General features: G+C 57.5%; 15 protein-coding genes and 1 pseudogene. 9 read left to right on the top strand and 7 right to left on the bottom strand.

The genetic code is table 11. The features are described from left to right. Positions 1-132 precede the first annotated feature (132 nt). Positions 133-1,491, bottom strand: a pseudogene (locus IPM39_12265) (transposase). Positions 1,492-1,730: 239 nt separating this feature from the next. Here IPM39_12265 and IPM39_12260 point away from each other — a divergent pair. Further along, complete coding sequence (locus tag IPM39_12260) at positions 1,731-2,021, top strand: hypothetical protein (GenBank protein MBK8986827.1); 291 nt, start codon at positions 1,731-1,733, stop codon at positions 2,019-2,021. A 33-nt stretch (positions 2,022-2,054) separates the two neighbouring features. Here the strand turns inward: IPM39_12260 and IPM39_12255 are convergent, their stop codons facing one another. Both IPM39_12255 and IPM39_12250 read right to left on the bottom strand, forming a co-directional pair. Beyond that, on the bottom strand, positions 2,055-3,857 hold the full coding sequence (locus IPM39_12255; GenBank protein MBK8986826.1) for a caspase family protein: 1,803 nt from the start codon (positions 3,855-3,857) through the stop codon (positions 2,055-2,057). Between the two features lie 172 nt (positions 3,858-4,029). Then, the gene (locus IPM39_12250) at positions 4,030-4,680 is read right to left on the bottom strand and encodes a hypothetical protein (GenBank protein ID MBK8986825.1); all 651 of its coding nucleotides are present in this window, start codon (positions 4,678-4,680) and stop codon (positions 4,030-4,032) included. 110 nt (positions 4,681-4,790) lie between these two features. Here IPM39_12250 and IPM39_12245 point away from each other — a divergent pair, with 110 nt between their 5' ends. From IPM39_12245 to IPM39_12230, 4 genes are all read left to right on the top strand, one after another. After that, entirely contained in the window at positions 4,791-5,591 is an 801-nt protein-coding gene (locus tag IPM39_12245; GenBank protein ID MBK8986824.1) for an ABC transporter ATP-binding protein, read from the top strand. A 113-nt stretch (positions 5,592-5,704) separates the two neighbouring features. After that, positions 5,705-6,466, top strand: a complete 762-nt coding sequence (locus IPM39_12240) for an ABC transporter permease (GenBank protein MBK8986823.1) — start codon at positions 5,705-5,707, stop codon at positions 6,464-6,466. 96 nt (positions 6,467-6,562) lie between these two features. Continuing rightward, positions 6,563-7,552: an ABC transporter substrate-binding protein gene (locus IPM39_12235; protein MBK8986822.1), complete on the top strand. Its 990-nt coding sequence runs from the start codon at positions 6,563-6,565 to the stop codon at positions 7,550-7,552. A gap of 54 nt (positions 7,553-7,606) precedes the next feature. Beyond that, positions 7,607-9,001: a PAS domain S-box protein gene (locus tag IPM39_12230; GenBank protein ID MBK8986821.1), complete on the top strand. Its 1,395-nt coding sequence runs from the start codon at positions 7,607-7,609 to the stop codon at positions 8,999-9,001. A 56-nt stretch (positions 9,002-9,057) separates the two neighbouring features. On the opposite strand, the gene hypB is transcribed toward IPM39_12230, so the two are convergent. Both hypB and hypA read right to left on the bottom strand, forming a co-directional pair. Next, positions 9,058-9,723 carry a hydrogenase nickel incorporation protein HypB gene (gene hypB, locus IPM39_12225; GenBank protein MBK8986820.1) on the bottom strand — a complete coding sequence of 222 codons (666 nt, stop codon included), beginning with the start codon at positions 9,721-9,723 and terminating at the stop codon, positions 9,058-9,060. 57 nt (positions 9,724-9,780) lie between these two features. Then, a complete protein-coding gene (hypA, locus tag IPM39_12220; GenBank protein ID MBK8986819.1) occupies positions 9,781-10,134 on the bottom strand; it encodes a hydrogenase maturation nickel metallochaperone HypA in 354 nt (117 codons plus the stop codon). A 296-nt stretch (positions 10,135-10,430) separates the two neighbouring features. Between hypA and IPM39_12215 the strand changes: the two genes are divergently transcribed. Further along, complete coding sequence (locus IPM39_12215) at positions 10,431-10,658, top strand: hypothetical protein (protein ID MBK8986818.1); 228 nt, start codon at positions 10,431-10,433, stop codon at positions 10,656-10,658. Between the two features lie 197 nt (positions 10,659-10,855). On the opposite strand, the gene IPM39_12210 is transcribed toward IPM39_12215, so the two are convergent. Then, positions 10,856-12,475: an aldehyde dehydrogenase family protein gene (locus IPM39_12210; protein MBK8986817.1), complete on the bottom strand. Its 1,620-nt coding sequence runs from the start codon at positions 12,473-12,475 to the stop codon at positions 10,856-10,858. 3 nt (positions 12,476-12,478) lie between these two features. Further along, entirely contained in the window at positions 12,479-14,266 is a 1,788-nt protein-coding gene (locus tag IPM39_12205; GenBank protein MBK8986816.1) for a GMC family oxidoreductase, read from the bottom strand. A 592-nt stretch (positions 14,267-14,858) separates the two neighbouring features. Here IPM39_12205 and IPM39_12200 point away from each other — a divergent pair. The 3 genes from IPM39_12200 (at position 14,859) to IPM39_12190 (ending at position 17,651) form a co-directional block, all read left to right on the top strand. Further along, complete coding sequence (locus IPM39_12200) at positions 14,859-15,635, top strand: ParA family protein (protein MBK8986815.1); 777 nt, start codon at positions 14,859-14,861, stop codon at positions 15,633-15,635. 41 nt (positions 15,636-15,676) lie between these two features. Continuing rightward, positions 15,677-16,774 carry a ParB/RepB/Spo0J family partition protein gene (locus tag IPM39_12195; GenBank protein ID MBK8986814.1) on the top strand — a complete coding sequence of 366 codons (1,098 nt, stop codon included), beginning with the start codon at positions 15,677-15,679 and terminating at the stop codon, positions 16,772-16,774. 88 nt (positions 16,775-16,862) lie between these two features. Continuing rightward, complete coding sequence (locus IPM39_12190) at positions 16,863-17,651, top strand: SDR family NAD(P)-dependent oxidoreductase (protein ID MBK8986813.1); 789 nt, start codon at positions 16,863-16,865, stop codon at positions 17,649-17,651. Positions 17,652-17,790 lie beyond the last annotated feature (139 nt).

The raw sequence follows: 17,790 nt of genomic DNA, 5'->3' as shown, positions 1-17,790 counted from the left end.
GATGATAGACAAATAACGATTTCAAAGCATCAAGACAAGCAGTTTGCAACTCATATTGGCCTCATTACCATGAATTTTGCACGGTTTTACAGCCCGTTTTCGGGCATCAGGCAGGGGGCAATAACGCCCCCATCAACCAACCCGCAAGGTATGCAATCGTTTCAAGTTGTAAGCCAGACAAACCAATGTCCATTCGCCACCGGCAGCAACCAGGCCTCGCAGAGAAAACTGACGGCAAACCCAAGGTTTCCTTGATGATACCGATAACCGGTTCAACCGTCGATTTGCGCAAACGGTAGGTGGCTTTGCCGAGGGTGGTCTGCAGTTTGTAAGCCATTTGCTCTTTGACGGAAGCATCATTGGGTGGCGGGTTGGGATTGTCCAGGAAAAAGGCACGCCAACCCTGATGGTGTGGGCTGCGACCGGTGGCGATGTAGGGGGTCAATGCCGCGCGCTTCCAAGCTGGCGATGTTGTTTCGCTGAAATAGCCGGTGTCCAAATTGACCTTTTTCGGCTGACCCACGACTGGTGGTACGGTGTCGAGAGTTGGCAGGGCGGCCTGTTTATCGTTGGTATGGTCACACAACCAATTGCCCACTACCAGACGACTGTCATGGTCAACCACTACCTGGACGTTATAATGTTGGTCAAAGCCGCTGTTGGTGGCGTTTTTCATGATGCGCGATTCGGGGTCGGTGAAGTTGTACTGGTCTTTATCTCTGGGTCCTGGAGTGGGTGGCTGCGGTGGTTTGCCCGGCGGCTTTTTTCCTGTGGGTCGGTCTTTTCGGCCCGGGCTTGCATCTTGGCCTCGTATTCGGCTTGCTCGGCTTCATACCGGGCCTGGGCGCGTTCCTCCAGCACCTTCTTGGCTTCGGCCAGCCGCGCCAATTGCTGCTGGCGTCGGGCAATCTCATCGGGAATGTTCATCTCTTCGGGCAGTTGTCCTCCATCGGCAACTTCAGCCAAAGTGAACAACTCCTCGACTTCGGCTTGCAGATAGGCTTCGATAGCCAACAGCCGCTGGTAACTGACCGCTTTGCTCTTGGACGCATCGGCATGGATTTTGCTGCCATCCAGACTGACGTTACCCAATTGCAAATAGCCCATCGCCTGGGCAATCAACAGTATCTGGACAAACAACTCTTTCAGTTCAGCCAGAAATTGTTGGCGGAAAGCCGCAATCGTGTCATGGTCGGGGTGCATGTCACCGGTAATGAAACGAAAGGGAATCACCTCATGGGTGGCGCGTTCAATCTTGCGCGAACTGAATACGCCGCTGGCATAGCTGTAGAACAGCAATCCCAACATCACTTCCGGGGCGTATGGTGGCGCACCCTGCTCACTATACTTTCTATACACGATCCCCAAATCAAGTTGGGCGACGACAGCGACAATGAAGCGAGCCAAATGGTCGGGTGGCAGGACATCGCGCAAGGTGATTTGCAGGTCCAGGGTCTTTTCGTAATCAGCAGTTCTGAATTTTCTTGCCATACCCAAAGTTTACACCGAAATCATTTTTGTTCGGAGAAACGTATCTTCTCCGACAAGCTGCTAGTACCCGTATTCGGTATTCCGTATTCCATATTCCGTTGGGCGCTACCTTTGGCAAATGCCAACGGAAAGCGGCATACTGACTTCGATTTACGGTTACTAATGAGGCGCCCCATGACAGCCTGGAGAATCCGGTTGTTTAACCGGGCTAAGGACAGCCCAACAAGGAGAGTAAACTTATGTCAGCCGAAGCAAACACAGGTATTTTGGATGAACAGGGGAATTTGCGTGTTGAAGCGCTGAACCAGGGGACGATTTTGCTGCGTTTTACCGCCCAAGAAGAAGAACCCTCGTTGATTCAGCTTGTCTTCACCTGGATCCCCGACGATCCAACACAGCAGGCAATACGGCAAGTTGTCAAAGAGAGTGACACCGATCTGGGTCGGGGCGGGTACGTTGAATGCCTGAAACTGAACAAGAACAGAGGGGTTAATGCACCCCTGGTCTGCCTGCCAAAGCTTTGGGAGTAACCCAAATTCCTTTGAAGTCGTTTTCGGCGGTGGTTAAGCAGTCTGGATGGTAATGGCTTGATGGATGAACAGCCCGGCAAACGCTGCTGTCACAAATAGTCCAGCCACCGCCGCAAACTGGGCCAATGGCCCTTGCGCTTGCAGCCCTGAAAGCCACCACAAGACAGCGCCGTAGCTAACAAAAGTGGCTGCGCCAACCACCAAAGGCAGCCAGCGAGCCAGGCGATCTGGACGATGGGACACGGGTACGCCAGACCAGGCGAATCCCACAGCGTTGATGACGCCGGTGAGTAAGGCAGCCAGCCAACTACGGCTGTCCATCGTGACCGTTAGAGGCAGCAAAACAAACACCCCCAGAGAGCCTAACACAATGGAAACGGCCGTGCGTGCCAGCCAATGCCCATCTGCCAAAGCGACCTGGGCCGTCGCCAACAGAGCAGCCCAGTATCGGACAGACACAAAGCAGAGCGTCACCAGTATCAACAGCAGCAGCGCGGCATCTCGAATGCGCACCCCTGTCGTCGCGTCTGAATCCTGGGCCACACTCAGCGCCAAAAGCGCTACCGTGATCAGGCTGCACGCCAGCGCCAGACGACCGGCGGCAGCGCTGAGTTGGTCAATATAGGGCTGGTACGCCTGTCGGCGCAGGCGGGCTATCTGTGTTTGAATTGGCACAGCGAAACGCAAAGGCAACGGCCGTTCCTTTTGTGAATGGTAGGCAAACGTGGCGAGACGGTGAACGGCCGTTCTGCCTGCCCCATTTATCGCCGCTTCCGCCAACAAGCCCGCCCAAGTCGGCTCATCTTCCCACAGCGCCAGTTGGGCAATGATTGCCAGATGCAAGGCTTCATCGGCCACATTATTCTGGTGCGCGGCGCGCAGCAGCGCCAGTCCCTCTGCCTGGTCCAGATGCAACCAGCCGGGAACCCCCTGCCCAACCGCCAGGGACGACAACAAAATCAACCTCTTTTCCTCTTCCGTCAACCGCCAGGCTGGATTCTGCTGCTGCGCCGCCAGCTGCGCCAGTTCCTCACGAGACAAAAGCCGCTCAGCGGCCAACGCCTGGGCCATCAGACCCACCAGCGGCGTCCAGGCTGCTTCCCAATCTTGCGGCAGCGGACTGGTTTTGGCGATGACGACCCGGTCCATCTGCTCGTGCAGCTTTAGTGTGGGCGTTTGTTCCGGGCGCAGCGCCCGCACCCGCGCCTCAGCGTAGGCGAACAATTCATCAATGGTGATCTGGCGGTCCCGGTTCCGGTCGGCGCGTTCCGTTTGAATGCCTTCAATGAGGTATTTGGTGAATAAAGAATTTGGCCCCGTTTCGGTAAACGAAAACTGCACCCGACTGGAAGATGAAAGAACGGCCGTTGTCTGCCCCTGTAACTTGTCGAACACCAACGCCTCAGGGCCGGCTTTGGCGTCTGCCGGAAAAGCGCCGCTAAAGCAGCAGTCCAAAATGACAACACGATGCTGCGAACGGCTAAAGCGCATGACATCGCTAAGAAATGACTCTTGCAAGCTGGTAGACAGCGGCTGGTTCACCCGCGTATTGCGCGCCACCAGGCACAACGCCCCATCTTCATTTCTGAACCCGTGACCTGAATAATAAAAGAGCGTCAGGTCGCCGCGCTGCGCGCTGCGGTAGAAATCTTCAATCCCTTGCCGCAAAGCATCGGCGTCTCTGTCCACAAGCTGTTCAACGATCTTAAATTCGCCTCGTGCTGCCAGCAAATCGGCTAAATCGCGCACATCATTGGCCGGCGTAGACAAATGAGGAAAGTACTCCACGTCTTCAAACTCTGTATTTCCCACCAGTAAAGCCAATCGTTTTGCCATCGTCTATGCCCAAAAAGAAGCTGCATCTTTTGCCAGACAACGCTGGCAAAACAAGGCGTCATTCTGAGCGGAGTCTGCGGAGTGAAGAATCCCTTGCGTCAGCCGTAAGGGGATTCTTCCTCGAAGACTCGTCAGAATGACAATGAATTGTCGCTAGTGGCGCTGTTAGCGCCTAATCGGCGGCAACCTCATGCCAGGGAGCAGTGGGTCGCTGCGCCTGAATGTGTTGTAAGAGGGTCGGAATCTGGTCGCGTCGCTCCAGGCGCAGCAGCAGTTGGACCACTTTGTCCGATTTGTTTTTGCCCGGCAGTTCTTCATAATCCAGGCGTAAGTCAAAACAGAGCGTTTGCAATTCGCTTTCATCAAAATAGGCGGCCACCAGATGCCGCAATTTCACCCTGTCATAATCATATGGCATCGTTGGTGGCAGCGCGGCATTGGTGGTTTCATCGCCAGATTGCAATTTTTGCACCAACGCGACTAGTTCATCTGGCGACAATCTTTTGTCGGGCGTAAAAGTCACTTCCAGGCCACCGGGGGTTTTGATGGTCAGCTGCAGGTCTTGCCCGCGCAGCGCCCAGGCGTGCAAAAAGTTAACCAGGGATGGCAGACGCGACGGCACGGCCGTTAATCCCAACGCCTGCAACATAGCCGAATTGCCCTTAGCGCCCTCTGGCAGCGGTCCTGCATAGGCGATGGGTTTTACACTGTCTAGGCCCCAATCATTCAGGTCGCGTGCCAGTTGACGGGCCAGGTTATCGCGCTTCTCGGCGTCCATTTCCGGCGCAGAGAGTAAAAGGCGGAGTTCAATCGGTGAATTCATGATTGACTGTTTCCAAAGCGTTCGTTGCACCTGTTGATACAATGCGCATATCATAACATGCCTGTGGAAATCGCTTCAAGCGCTTGCCTAATACGTGTACGAGATACCGGTTGCAAGCTATAATCCACTGTTATGAATATCAGCCAGCAGGGACGCCTCAGCCGCCCGCAGCCATGAACATCACCCTCCACGATCTGTCCCACCAATTTGTGGCTGGCAGCAAAGCGCTGCCGGTGCTGCACGCCATCAACCTGACCATCGCTTCTGGCGAATTTGTGGCTGTGGTGGGACCCAGCGGCTGTGGCAAATCTACCTTGCTGCGTCTATTGGCCCATTTATTGGAACCGACGGCCGGTAGCATAACTGTGGCTGGCGGCAGCCCGGCAACGGCCGTTGCCCAAAAACGTATCGCTTGGATGGCCCAAAACCCGGCGCTGCTGCCCTGGTACACCTGCCGCGACAACGTCGCCCTGGTACAGCAGATCAACCAGGCCAACGGCCAGACGCCGGACGAACTGCTGGACCTGGTAGGCATTGGCGACTTCGCCGGGGCTTATCCCTTCACCCTCTCCGGCGGGATGCAGCAGCGATTGGCCCTGGCACGGGTATTGGCCCAGGGAGCGGCCGTCTGGCTGATGGATGAGCCATTCGCCGCCCTGGACGAACTGACCCGCGAACGGCTGACGGGCGAACTGCTCGGCCTGTGGCGGCGGCAGCGACCGACGGTGGTCTGGGTGACGCACCATATCTATGAGGCGGTGCGCCTGGCCGACCGCGTCTTGGTGATGTCGCCGCGCCCGGCGACCTTCCTGGCCGACATCACAATCCCCCTCCCCCGCCCCCGCAGCGACGCCGCGCCGGAATTTTTAGCGGCGGTGGCGGAAATTCGGAGGGCGGTGGCTGGTGGCTAGTGGCTGTATTCAGTTTTCAGTTTTCAGTTTTCAGTTTTCAGTACACATTTGCCAGAGGCAACGCCGACTGAACACTGAACACTATCAACTCCCAACTCCCAACTCCCAACTATATGAGCAATACTCGCGGAAGTAACTGGCTGGCTGTATTGATTGTGGGTGGGGCGCTGCTGCTGTGGGAAACGGCCGTTCATCTGCGCGACATCCCCGTTTACATTTTGCCCGCGCCAAGCCGGGTGGTGCAGACGTTGTGGCAGAATGGGTGGCTGTATGGGGAGGCAACGGCCGTTACTCTCAGCGAAGCGCTCCTCGGCCTGATTTTAGGCACAGTGGCGGGCGGTGGGCTGGCCGTGCTGCTCAGCCTGTGGCCCCGGCTGGAGCGCGGCGTGATGACCCTGGCCATCCTGGCCAAATCCACCCCACTGGTCGCCATCGCCCCGCTGCTCACCATCTGGCTCGGCTTTGGCATGGCCCCCAAGGTGATCATCACCGCCCTGCTCACCTTCTTCCCGGTGCTGGTCAACGTCCTGGCCGGGTTGCAGCGGGCCGACCCGGCCATGCTCGACCTGTTCCAAACCTGGCACAGCAGCCGGGGACAAATTTTCCGCCATGTCCGCGCCCCGTCCGCCCTGCCCTACCTGTTCACCGCCCTGCGCATCGCCGCGCCGCTCTCGCTGATAGCGGCCGTCGTCGCCGAGTGGACCGGGGCGTCCGGTGGACTGGGGCGGACGATGTGGCTGGCCTATACCAATCTCAACCTGCCCTACATGTTCGCCGCCATCTTCATCCTCTCCATCGCCGGGGTGAGCCTCTATGGGCTGATTGTGTGGCTGGAGCGGCGCGTGGTGTTCTGGCAATCGGCCAATCATTTTTAAGAACGGAAGAATTTATACAAAGGGACAAAGGGGGAAAGGCTCTTCTTTGTCTCTTTGTTTCTTTGTAATAAAAATCACTCATCAAGTGGAGAATGTATGCGACACACAAGACAACTGGTTTTGCTGATGGCGTCTCTGTTGGCGCTGATTGGTTGCCGGCCAAATTCGGCCGACACGCTAGAGACGATGACCTTCATGGCCGGCTTCCGCCCCCAGGCTAATCTGCCCTTCGTCGGCGTCTACGTGGCCCAGGAAAAGGGCTTCTTCGCCGAGGAGGGGTTGACGGTCAAGATCGAACACGCGGGCGGCGGGGGGCAGCATTTGCAGCTTCTCACCGCCGGAGAAGTGCAGGTGACGACGCAGGACGCGGCCGTTTTGCTGCAACGCCGTGCCGATCCCGGCCTACCGCTGGTCTCCATCGCTCTGATTGGGCAGCGCGGGCAGCAGGCATTCGCCGCCCTGGCCAATTCCGGCCTGACCACGCCCCACGATTGGCAGGGGCGTATCGTCGGCTACAAAGGCACACCGCCGCCCGACCTATTCGCCCTACTCCAGGCGGCCAGGGCGGATCCGGCGCAGGTCTCCCTGGTCAATGTCGGCTTCGACCCGCGTGTCCTGACGGAGGGGCAGGTGGATGTGTATCCGGTGTTCAAATCGAACGAGCCGTATCTGATCCGCAGTTGGGGCTATGACCTGACGTTGTGGGACGCAGGTGACTTTGGCGTGCCGACGCTGGGGCTGGCTTATGTGACCAGCGAGCAGATATTGCAGGAGAATCCAGAGATGTTGACCCGCTTTTTACGGGCGGCGATGAAAGGCATTGCTTATGCGGAGGCCAATCGGGAGGAGGCGGTGGCAATTGTGCTGCGCTACGCCGGACCAGAGACGGACGCCGCCCATATGCGCTTCATGCTAGACACAGAGCTGGCCGACGCGCACAGCGCCATTACAGACAAATTTGGGTTGGGTTGGCAGACGGCCGAACAGTGGCAGGCGCTGGCGGATATGCTGCTGGAGTTTGAGGCGTTAACGGCCGTTTCCGTGCAAAACGCCTTCACCACAGACATCCTGGCCGCCGCAAAATAGGCATCATTGACAGAGTGACAGCCCCTGGCAACTATGCTAAGATGATTACCTATCATGCGTCAACTAAATTTCCTGAGCGTCTGCCTGGTAGTTGTTTTGTTTTTGCTGGGGCTGCTGCTGTTAAACGCCCTGGTAAATGGCGCTTTGTTCACCTGGCAGAGCGCCGTTTTAGCTGTTCTGGCCGGGATAGGTTCAGGTTATCTTCTATGGCGCGTGGTGATTCGACCCTCTCGTCCAATAGAAACGGCCGTACCCTTCTCGCCTACCCAACCCGCCCATCGGCAGCCTGAAGCGGACCAACAGACGCTAACGGCCGTTAATCTGCGCCAACAAAAAGAGTTGTTTGAGAACCTGTTTGAGTATGCCAGCGACATTGTGTATATCCTCAACCGCGATGGTACAGTTCTTTATGTAAACCGGATCATCGAAACAGCCATCGGCTATGCGCCATCTGAGGTGTTGGGCAAGCATTTTGTGGCCTTCACCCATGGCGTGGACGAAGACATCCTGGAGAAGCAGTTGGGTCAGGGGGGCATCAACCATTACGAATTCGTTTTTCAGACCAAAGATGGGCGGCCTATCGTTCTGGAGTTAAACGCACATTTCATGCTGCACGACGGCAAACCCATCGCCATTTTAGGCATTGCCCGCGACATCTCCGCCAAAAAACTTGAGCAGATAGAATTGCAGCAGGCCAAAGAGGCGGCCGAAAAGGCTACCCGCGCCAAAACCATTTTCCTGGCGAACATGGGTCATGAGCTGCGGACGCCGCTTTCGGTGATCATCGGCTACGCCGACATCATCAGCCAGGATGCGGCCAGCGATGGTCAGAGCGCGACCCTGCTGGCGGCTAACAAAGTCAAACAAGCGGCGCAGCAGTTGCGCGGCATTGTCAACGATGTGCTAGAGATTACCGAAATCGAGACCGGCCGGCTGACGTTTTTGCTGGAGACGTTTGATATTGCCGAAACGGTGAATCGCGCGGTGAAAAACTGCCAGACGGCCGTTGACGCCCACAACAACGACCTGCTCATCTTGCTGCCCCCAGACGTCGGCAGCATGTTTGCCGACCAGGACAAAGTGCGCCGCGCCCTGGAAAATTTGCTCAGCAATGCCGCCAAATTCACCCAAAATGGATTTATCACCCTCAGCGTCACCCGTGAGCAAACCGACGGACAAGAGTGGGTCCTATTCCAGGTGGCCGACACCGGCATTGGTATTGCGCCTGACCAATACGAGAAGGTTTTTCGGGCGTTTGATCAGGTAGATCAATCGTTTACGCGGGGGTATGATGGCGTTGGTCTGGGTCTGGCGATTAACCAACATTTGTGTACGTCCATGGGCGGCAGGATCGATCTGGTCAGCGCGCCAGGCAAGGGGTCTACATTTACGATGCGCTTACCGGTGAGGGTAACGGCCGTAGACGCCATGTTCGTGCGCAAAAAGTAAAAGACAAAACCTCATGCGTCGCCCATCAACATGACACATGGCACATGACGTATCAATCAAGCCCTTTCCTGCTGCATCCGCGCTTTCAACCATGCCACCCATTCAGCAACCCCCTCCCCCGTTTTACAAGAAATCGGGAAAAAGGCGGCGTTGGGATTGAGCATTTCGATCCCCCGGCGGAAATAAGCCAGGTCAAAATCCACGTAAGGCAGCAAATCCATCTTATTTAAAATCAGTGCGTCAATCCCCCGATAAATATTGGGGTATTTATACGGCTTGTCATCCCCCTCCGGCACACTGGCGATGACCACATTAAAATGCGTGCCCAGCATGAACGACGCCGGGCAAATCAGGTTGCCCACGTTTTCGACAATCAGCAGTTGAATCTCCGCCAGGGGCATCTGCGCCAGCGCGCCACTCAGCATCACCGCGTCCAGGTGACAGTCACCGCCGGTGTTAATTTGCACGGCCGGCATCCCGGCGGCCGTTACCTTGTCGGCGTCAATGGTCACGTTGGCCGTATCCCCTTCCACCACGCCAAGCCTGGTATCGGCGGCCAGGGCTTCAATCGTCCGCAGGATGGTGCTGGTCTTGCCGGCGCCCGGCGAGGCCATGATATTCATGCCCACCACCCCGGCCTCATCCAATTTCGCCCGGTTCTGCGCCGCCAAACTATCATTGGCGCTCATGATTTCTTGTATAACGGGTACGGTTGTCGCCATGCTGTCTCCTTATTTCGGATTTTGGATTTCGGATTTTGGAAAACGGTACTTCACAATTCACACTTCTTCCGTCTCCACCTCAATGCTTTCCAGCCGAAACTCCTCCCCGGCCGTCACTTTTAGGCGGATGCTGTCACACTGGGGGCAGGCGATTAACTCCCGGTTGAGGGTGTAAGAATGGCCGCAGTCCAGGCACAGCAGCGTCGCCGGAATGCGCTCAAAGCGCAGCGTGGCCCCAGCGCACAGCGTATCTCTGCTGATGATGTCCCAATAAAACTGAATCGAATCATCCACAATAGACGACAACTGGCCGATGACCAGGTGCAAGGTGGTGACGCGCTTCGCGCCGACTCGTTCGGCGTGTTCAACGGCAATGTTTAGAATGTTTTCGGCAATCGGTAATTCGTGCATTGGTTTACTGCCGACCGATAACGTACCGGCAGGCTTCCGAATTGTGGCACAGAGACAGGCCGTTTCCAATGCCAATTGTCACCTGTTTTAACGGGCAAACGTCATCCTACGGCGGGGGAGACGGCCGTACCCGTCACATACACAAAGTGATCATCATCCCCGCATCACGTGACAATAGGCACTGCCACACATCGGCGGCAGCGAGTATCCTCTATACATCCTGGTAAAACCACGTCGGTCCGTCGCCAACGCCTTATCATCCTCGCCCAACGGCAGCCGACAAAATCGGAGGCAAAATGACCACAACCAAATGGATTGTTGTTGATAAAAAGTGGTGCGAATTTATTGGACAAGAAGCCAGCATTATGGAACAGCGCGTCTACGCCACCGACATGCTGCCAGACACCGAACCTTACCGCGTTATCGCCCGCAAATGCTCGGCCAACGTCGCCTGCAACCTGGCCGATGTGCCTTGTGATTGGGCTTTTACCAACCCTCAGGTTGATCGCTTTAAACTCGGCTGATCTTTGCGCAGAAGCTGAACGACTAATGAGTATGAACCATCTCTGGACAGACGGCCGTGCGTTACAATCGGCCGTCTGAACGGGTCGGGCCAATCTGCTACCGCACTCTCGGGGAAAGAGTCCCAGGCATGTAAATAACATTCATGCCTGGGATTCTTTGTTTTGCATAGTTGGTTGGCAAACCAACCAACTATGCTTTATTTGCGAAAACGAAGCAGACCAAAAAGAACGGCCGTAGCCACCGCCGCCATCCCGGCCACTTTCACCCCCTGGCCCACTTTGCCATCCAGCCCAATACCGTCAAACAATTCGGTGATAGGTTCCAGCCGCTGGCGCGGCGTCACGCCAAAAGCAAGGCGCGTAATGGCCTTGCCCAGGCGATAATGCCCCGGCGCGCGGAAAATCGTCGTCAGGTCCAGCGGGTTCGGCGTGCCGCCAATGGCATAAGAACGCATCTGCGTGAACTGCATCACCTCTTCCTTGCCATGCGTGCGGGCGTTGCCCGACAACTTCACCCCGCCAAACGGCAGCAGCGAGACTGGATAATGGACAATGGCGTCATTAATGACCACCGAGCCAACATCTAACCGGTGGGCCACGCGCTTGGCCTGGCGCATATCACCGCTCCACACGGCCGCGCTCAGGCCGTAATCACAATCATTCGCCAGCCAGATCGCCTCCGACTCATCGTTAAATTTCATGATGGGCATGATGGGACCAAAGGTTTCTTCGCGCATCACCTTCATGCTGTGGTCCACGTCCACCAGAATCGTCGGCTCCATAAACAGGCCGTCCAACTTGCCGCCGGTCAGGATGCGCGCACCCTTCGCCAGCGCATCATCCAGTTGAGCAGTGACGATGTTGACCTGCCGCTCAAAGGTCAGCGGCCCCATGTTGAAGTGGTTGTCGGTGTCGTGGGTATAGCCAATTTTCACCTGGCGCGCTTCGGCGAGAACGGCCGTCACAAATTCATCATAAGCCGCCGCCTGCACATACATCCGCTCAATGCCCATGCACGTCTGGCCGGTGTTGTACAACGCCCCCCAGGTGCCCCATTTGGCCGCCGCCTGAATGTCGGCGCTGGCAAAAACAACCATGGGGTCCTTGCCGCCCAATTCATAAATAAACGGCGTTAATGTTTTGGCCGCCGCCTGGGCAATGATATGCCCCGTCGCCGTCGAACCGGTGAGGAAGATCAGGTCGGGCCGCGCGGCGACGATTTGCGCCCCAACGGAGCCATCGCCGTGCAGCACGCGCACAAAGGGGGCCAATTCTGGCACGCGCTGAATCAACTTTTCGATCATCACGCCGACAGCCGGCGTCACCTCGGATGGCTTCAGCAAGACGGTGTTGCCCGCCAGCAAAGCGGAACACATCGGCGGCACACACAGGTCAAAAGGATAGTTCCAGGGGCCAATCACCGCCACCACGCCAAAGGGATGGGGTTCGGTGTAATACTGCTTAAACAGGTACAAGCCGGGCGGCACACGCCGCCGCTCTAACCACTTGGGGCCAAGTTTGTAATATTGATGCAGCCGGTCTACGGACATGTTTACTTCAACCCAGCCATCCTGGCGGCTTTTGCCAGTGTCCTGATTGATGACCGAACTGATTTCATCCATCGAATCTATGATTTCGGCCTGGAATTGGCGCAAAATGCGAATCCGCTCAGCCAGCGGTTTGCGCCGCCACACCTGAAACGCCTGGCGCATCTCTTTGTGCGCCAGGGCGATCTCGTCACTCGTGGACATAGCAACCTGACCAAACTGCTCGCCGGTTGCCGGATTAACAAATGGGATGATGCGCGGTTCTGCCATGGCTTATTTGTCTCCCTGCCTGTTCCAGGCTTTTAACAAAAATAGAACGGCCAGTGGGATGGCCAGTAACAACATGAAAGGCAGGCTGGCTCTGAGGCGGGAACGGCCGTTTCCTCCACCATTCTCCGCTGCCCCGGCCGGCGCGGCCAACGGGGCCGGTTGCGCCGCCGCTGCTTTGGCCGGAATCTTGCTCATGGCCCGTTCCGTCATGGCGGTGATGGTCAGGCTGGGGTTCACCCCCAGGTTGGCCGGAATCACCGAACCATCGGCCACGTACAGGCCAGGGTAATTGAAGACCTGGTGATTTTTGTCAATGACACCCTTGCTTTCATCGTCGCCAATACCACAGCCGCCCAGGATGTGGGCCGTATTGGGGATGTCCAGCAGGTCGTTCATGCCCGCCCAGGCGACGCCGTTCACCTTCTCGGCAAAACGGTCTACCACACCGCTGCCCGCTTCCACTACCGGCGGAATCGGCAGAGAATGGTCCCGTTCGCTGACCAGATTTTTGCTGAACAGCGTCCAAGTGCTGCGGCCGCGCTTAAAGGCCATGCGGTTTTCCACGGTCTGCATGATCAGAAAGATGGTGTTGCGCCGCGCCCAGTCCGGCCAGACGCGCACCGTGAGAAAATCAGACGGCCGTCGCAGCCCATTCACAAACGACCGGAAAACGCGCGGCCCAAAGCCGCCCTCAAACTGCACCAGCGGCCAGGTGAGATTGCGCATAAACGACTGCCCCGGCGCATAGCGCACCGGCTCCACACTGGTCACGTCATCAATCCAAAAATGGGAGCTGATGGCGACGCCCTGAGAATAATCCACGTCCCCCTCGCGGGCGGTCACGCCCATCAGCGCTTCGCTGTTGCTGCGTACCATCTGGCCCAACCGCTGCGACAACAGCGGCAGGGAACGATTCTCATCGCGGCATTTCAGCAGCAAATTAACCGTGCCCAACACCCCGGCGGCGATGATGACGTTTTGGGCGCGTACCGTCTGCTGCCGTTTGCGCGCCCAGTCGGTAACTTTTTCGTAACGGACTTCGTAGCGAGCCTGGTCGGATTGTGGGCCGTATAACGGCCGTACATCCAACACATTGGCTTCCGGGCGCACTTCCGCCCCCCACCGTTCCGCCAGATAAAGGTAATTTTTGTCCAGGGTGTTTTTGGCGTTGTGCTGGCAGCCCACCATGCAGCCGCCGCAGTGAATGCAGCCAGCCCGCTCCGGCCCGCTGCCATCAAAATACGGGTCGGGAACCACTTTGCCCGGCTCGCCAAAGAAAATGCCTACCGGCGTCGGCTTGAAGGTGCTTTCCTGCCCCAATTCTTCGGCGATTTCACGCAGACGGTGGTCGGCCGGCCAGAATTTGGGATTTTCGGCCGTGCCCAGCATTCGGTCGGCCACGGCGTAATAAGGCGTCAGCTCCGCTTCCCAATCCGCCAGATCGCGCCACTCGGCCGCCTCAAAAAACGCTTTCGGCGGTTTGATGTGCGTGCTGGCATATACCAGACTGCCACCCCCTACCCCACTGCCATTCAGGATCCAAATATCGTCGAAGAAATTGATACCCATGATGCCGAAGCAGCGGGCGGCCGGCAGCCACAAATATTTAAATACATTCCAATTCGTTTTGGGAAAATCTTCGGCATTGTACCGTTTGCCACGCTCTAACACCAGCACACGGTACCCTTTTTCGGCCAGACGCAGCGCTGAGACGCTCCCCCCAAAGCCGGACCCAATGATCACATAATCAAACACGTCCCCTGCGATCTCATTGCCATTTTCATTTTTCATGTGCAGCTACCCCTTTCCTGATTTCAGTGGAGTTTCGATTGACAAACAACCTGACGGCCGTCAATCTTTGCTATTGCCCGACGCCTTACGGAAACAGTTATAACACGCTGCGTTATATTGTACACAAGAACGCCCCATTTGTGCATCTTGCAAATCGTATCTTCTTAAATATTTCGGGATCCACCGGTAGGCAAAGGGGTAAAAGCCGGGTTTACCCGGCGTTGTTTTGTAGACCGGCGCTTTAGCGCTGGTCGTCGCCGGTCGCCGGTCGCCGGTCGCCGATTGTCCATCGTGCCTGGAGCTAAAGCCCCAGGCTAAAAAACAACGCCCCGTAAACGGGGCTAAAGACGACTATGACAGCAGCAACAAACCTCCTGAAGGCTCCCCTGATCATTAAGATGTTACAGAAATCGGCTTAACGGCCGTTAATAAACCATCCTTCACCTAACAAGTAAACATAATTATTTCTTGAGAAACATTATGTAATCTGTCAACCCCGGTTGACACTTCGTTGACGCCGCCCCGTTTTCTTTGTATCTTAGTGTCTTTGTTCCTTTGTACAAATACTTCCTACTTCACCTCAGGAGGCTGAATGACCGAAATCATCGCCATCGCCATGCAAAAAGGCGGCGTGGGCAAGACGACCACCACCATCAATCTGGCCGCTGCCCTGGCCGAACAGGGCAAGCGGGTGCTGGCCATAGACCTGGACCCGCAATGTAACCTGACCCAACATGCCGGATTCGATCCGGATCACATCTCGCCGACCATTTACAACGGCTTTAAGGCGGAAATTGACGGCCTGGAAAGCAATGTCGCCGATGCCATTTACGAGACCGACGAAGGCTTTCACCTGCTGCCCTCGCAGCCGGAACTCAGCCTGATCGAGCTGGCGCTCATCAATACCCTCAGCCGCGAGCGGGTGCTGGCGACGATGCTCGTCGGTGTGCGCGCCAACTACGATTTCATCCTCATAGATTGCAATCCGTCGCTGGGGCTGCTGGTAATCAACGCCCTCACGGCCGCAACCAGCGTCGTCATTCCCATCCAGACAGAGTACCTGGCGGCGCGTGGCGCGCTGATGATTTTGTCCAGCATCGAGACGGTGCGGCGCAAGAAGCTGAACAGCGACCTGGCGATTGAGGGCATTCTGTTGACGATGGCCGATACGCGCACGACGTTGACCAAAGATATTTTAACGGCCGTGCAGCAGCAATACGGCGACGGTATGCGCATCTTCGACACCATCATCAAACGCTCCGTGCGCTTCGCCGAGAGCGCCGTCGCCGGCCAGAGCATCCTGGCCTACGACCCCAAAAGCAGCGGCGCCGAAGCCTATCGCAAAGTGGCAAAGGAAATAGTCGGCTAGTCGCGCCAGCCAACTACCCGACTAAAGGACCAACAAGACCTATGGTTAAAAAACGGCCGTCTATCAACCTCAGCCGCCCTATTCCCGCCCAGACGGGCGACATGGAAACCCTGTTCGCCGGCAAAGATGACGTGGAGCAGGCCGCCGGGCTGCAACTGCTGGCCCTGCGCTGCGACGCCATCTTCCCCGACCCCAACCAGCCGCGCAGCACCTTCCACGACGACAGCCTGCAAGAGCTGGCCGAATCCATCAAACAAGATGGCGTCATCCAACCGATCGAAGTGACCCAGGTGCGCGCCGGGCAGTACATGATTGTGCATGGCGAACGCCGCTGGCGCGCCGCCCAACTGGCCGGGCTGGAATCCATCCCGGCCGTCGTCCGCCGCCGCTCTTACGACGAAGTGACCCGCTTCGTGCGCCAGCTTGTGGAAAATATCCAGCGCGAAGACCTGAACGACGTAGACCGCGCCTATGGCATGGTGCGCCTGCGCGACCTGCTGCAAGAAGAACTCGACGCCCAAATCCGCGATGGCCAGACCAGCAGCAAGCCCCATTCGCGCTCCATTACCTGGGCCAAAGTGAGTGAACGCCTGGGCTTCAGCCGCCAGCGCGCCAGCCAGATCATCCAACTGCTGGACCTGCCCGACGAAATCAAAACGGCCGTGCGTGAAGGGACCATCAGCGAACAGGACACGCGCATCCTCAAGGGCCTTAAACCGTCGCAGCAGCGCGCCCTCTACCGCGCCCTGGAAGCCGGCGACGTTGACAAAGCCGAGTACAAACAGGTCGCCCGCTACCTGAAACACGACGCCCCCGACGCCTCCGTCCACGAGGCGATCCGCGTCCTGCACATGCCGCTGCCACCGGTAACGGCCGTAATCGAACCCATATTCGATTCTTCCCTCGGCCCCGTCGAACCCCTGGACTCGCCCGAACCGCCCGAAGACCAAATACCCAACCTGCTACCCAACCAACTCACCACCAAACCCACCCACCTGCAACGCCTGCACTGGATACGTACCCACCTTTCCCGCATCTCCGCCCAATCCACCACCCCCGCCGAACGTCAGGAAATGCGCCGCCTGCTCCAACTCATCCAACAAGACGTCGCCTCCCTGCTGGCCGCCCTAGAAAAATAGTCAATAGCCAATGGTCAATTGTCAACGGGCAACGCCGGCCAACTTCACAATTCATAATTCACAATTCACACTTCAAAAGGAGAGCCATATGACCGCAAAAACCATCATTATCACCGGCGCGTCACGCGGCTTGGGCCTGGCGATTGCCCGCGACGCCGCCGAGTTAGGCGCCAACGTGGTTCTATTCGCCCGTTCCGCCGACAAATTGGAGCAAGAAGCTCAGGCCATCCGCGAAATCGGCGCAAAAGCCCTGGCCGTGCCCGGCGACATCAGCCAGGAAGCCGACTGCCGCCGCCTGGTGGACAAGACGAGCGCCCACTTTGGCCGCATAGACGCCCTGGTCAACAACGCTGGCGTCATCGAACCCATCGCCCCGGTCGCCGAAGCCAGCATCGCCGCCTGGCGGCAAAACCTGCTGACCAATGTGCTGGGGCCGGTGATGTTGACGCAAGCCGCCCTCCCCTACCTGCGCCAACACCGCGGCCGGGTGATCAACGTCTCCAGCGGCGCGGCCACCTACGCCATCCCCGGCTGGGGGGCGTATTGCACGGCCAAAGGGGCGCTGAACCAGTTCAACCGCGTATTGTCCATCGAGGAAGAGATGGTCACTTCTATCGCTGTCCGCCCCGGCGTGATTGACACCGACATGCAGGCCGTCATCCACGAAATGGGGGCGACCGGGATGCCGGAGAGCGCCTACCAGCGCTTTGCCCAGATGCGCGACGCCGGCGAACTGCTGCCGCCGGAAGTTCCCGGCGGGACCATCGCCGTGTTAGCCCTGTTCGCCCCCCGCGAATGGGACGGCGAATTTGTCGCCTGGGACGAGGAGCGGGTACAAGAACTGGTGCGCAAATACGCCACCCGGCGGGAGGGGTGATTGCGGATTGCGGATTGCGGAGCGACGTTTGACGATTGCCTCGTCATGCTGAGCGGAGTCTGCGCAGCGAAGCATCCCCTTCCCCAGCGCGACCGGGATTCTTCGGGCTTCGCCCTCAGAATGACAGGGAAGGCAACCC

The organism is Candidatus Leptovillus gracilis (assembly GCA_016716065.1).
Lineage (GTDB): Bacteria > Chloroflexota > Anaerolineae > Promineifilales > Promineifilaceae > Leptovillus > Leptovillus gracilis.
This window is presented reverse-complemented; position numbering and strand designations above follow the sequence as displayed.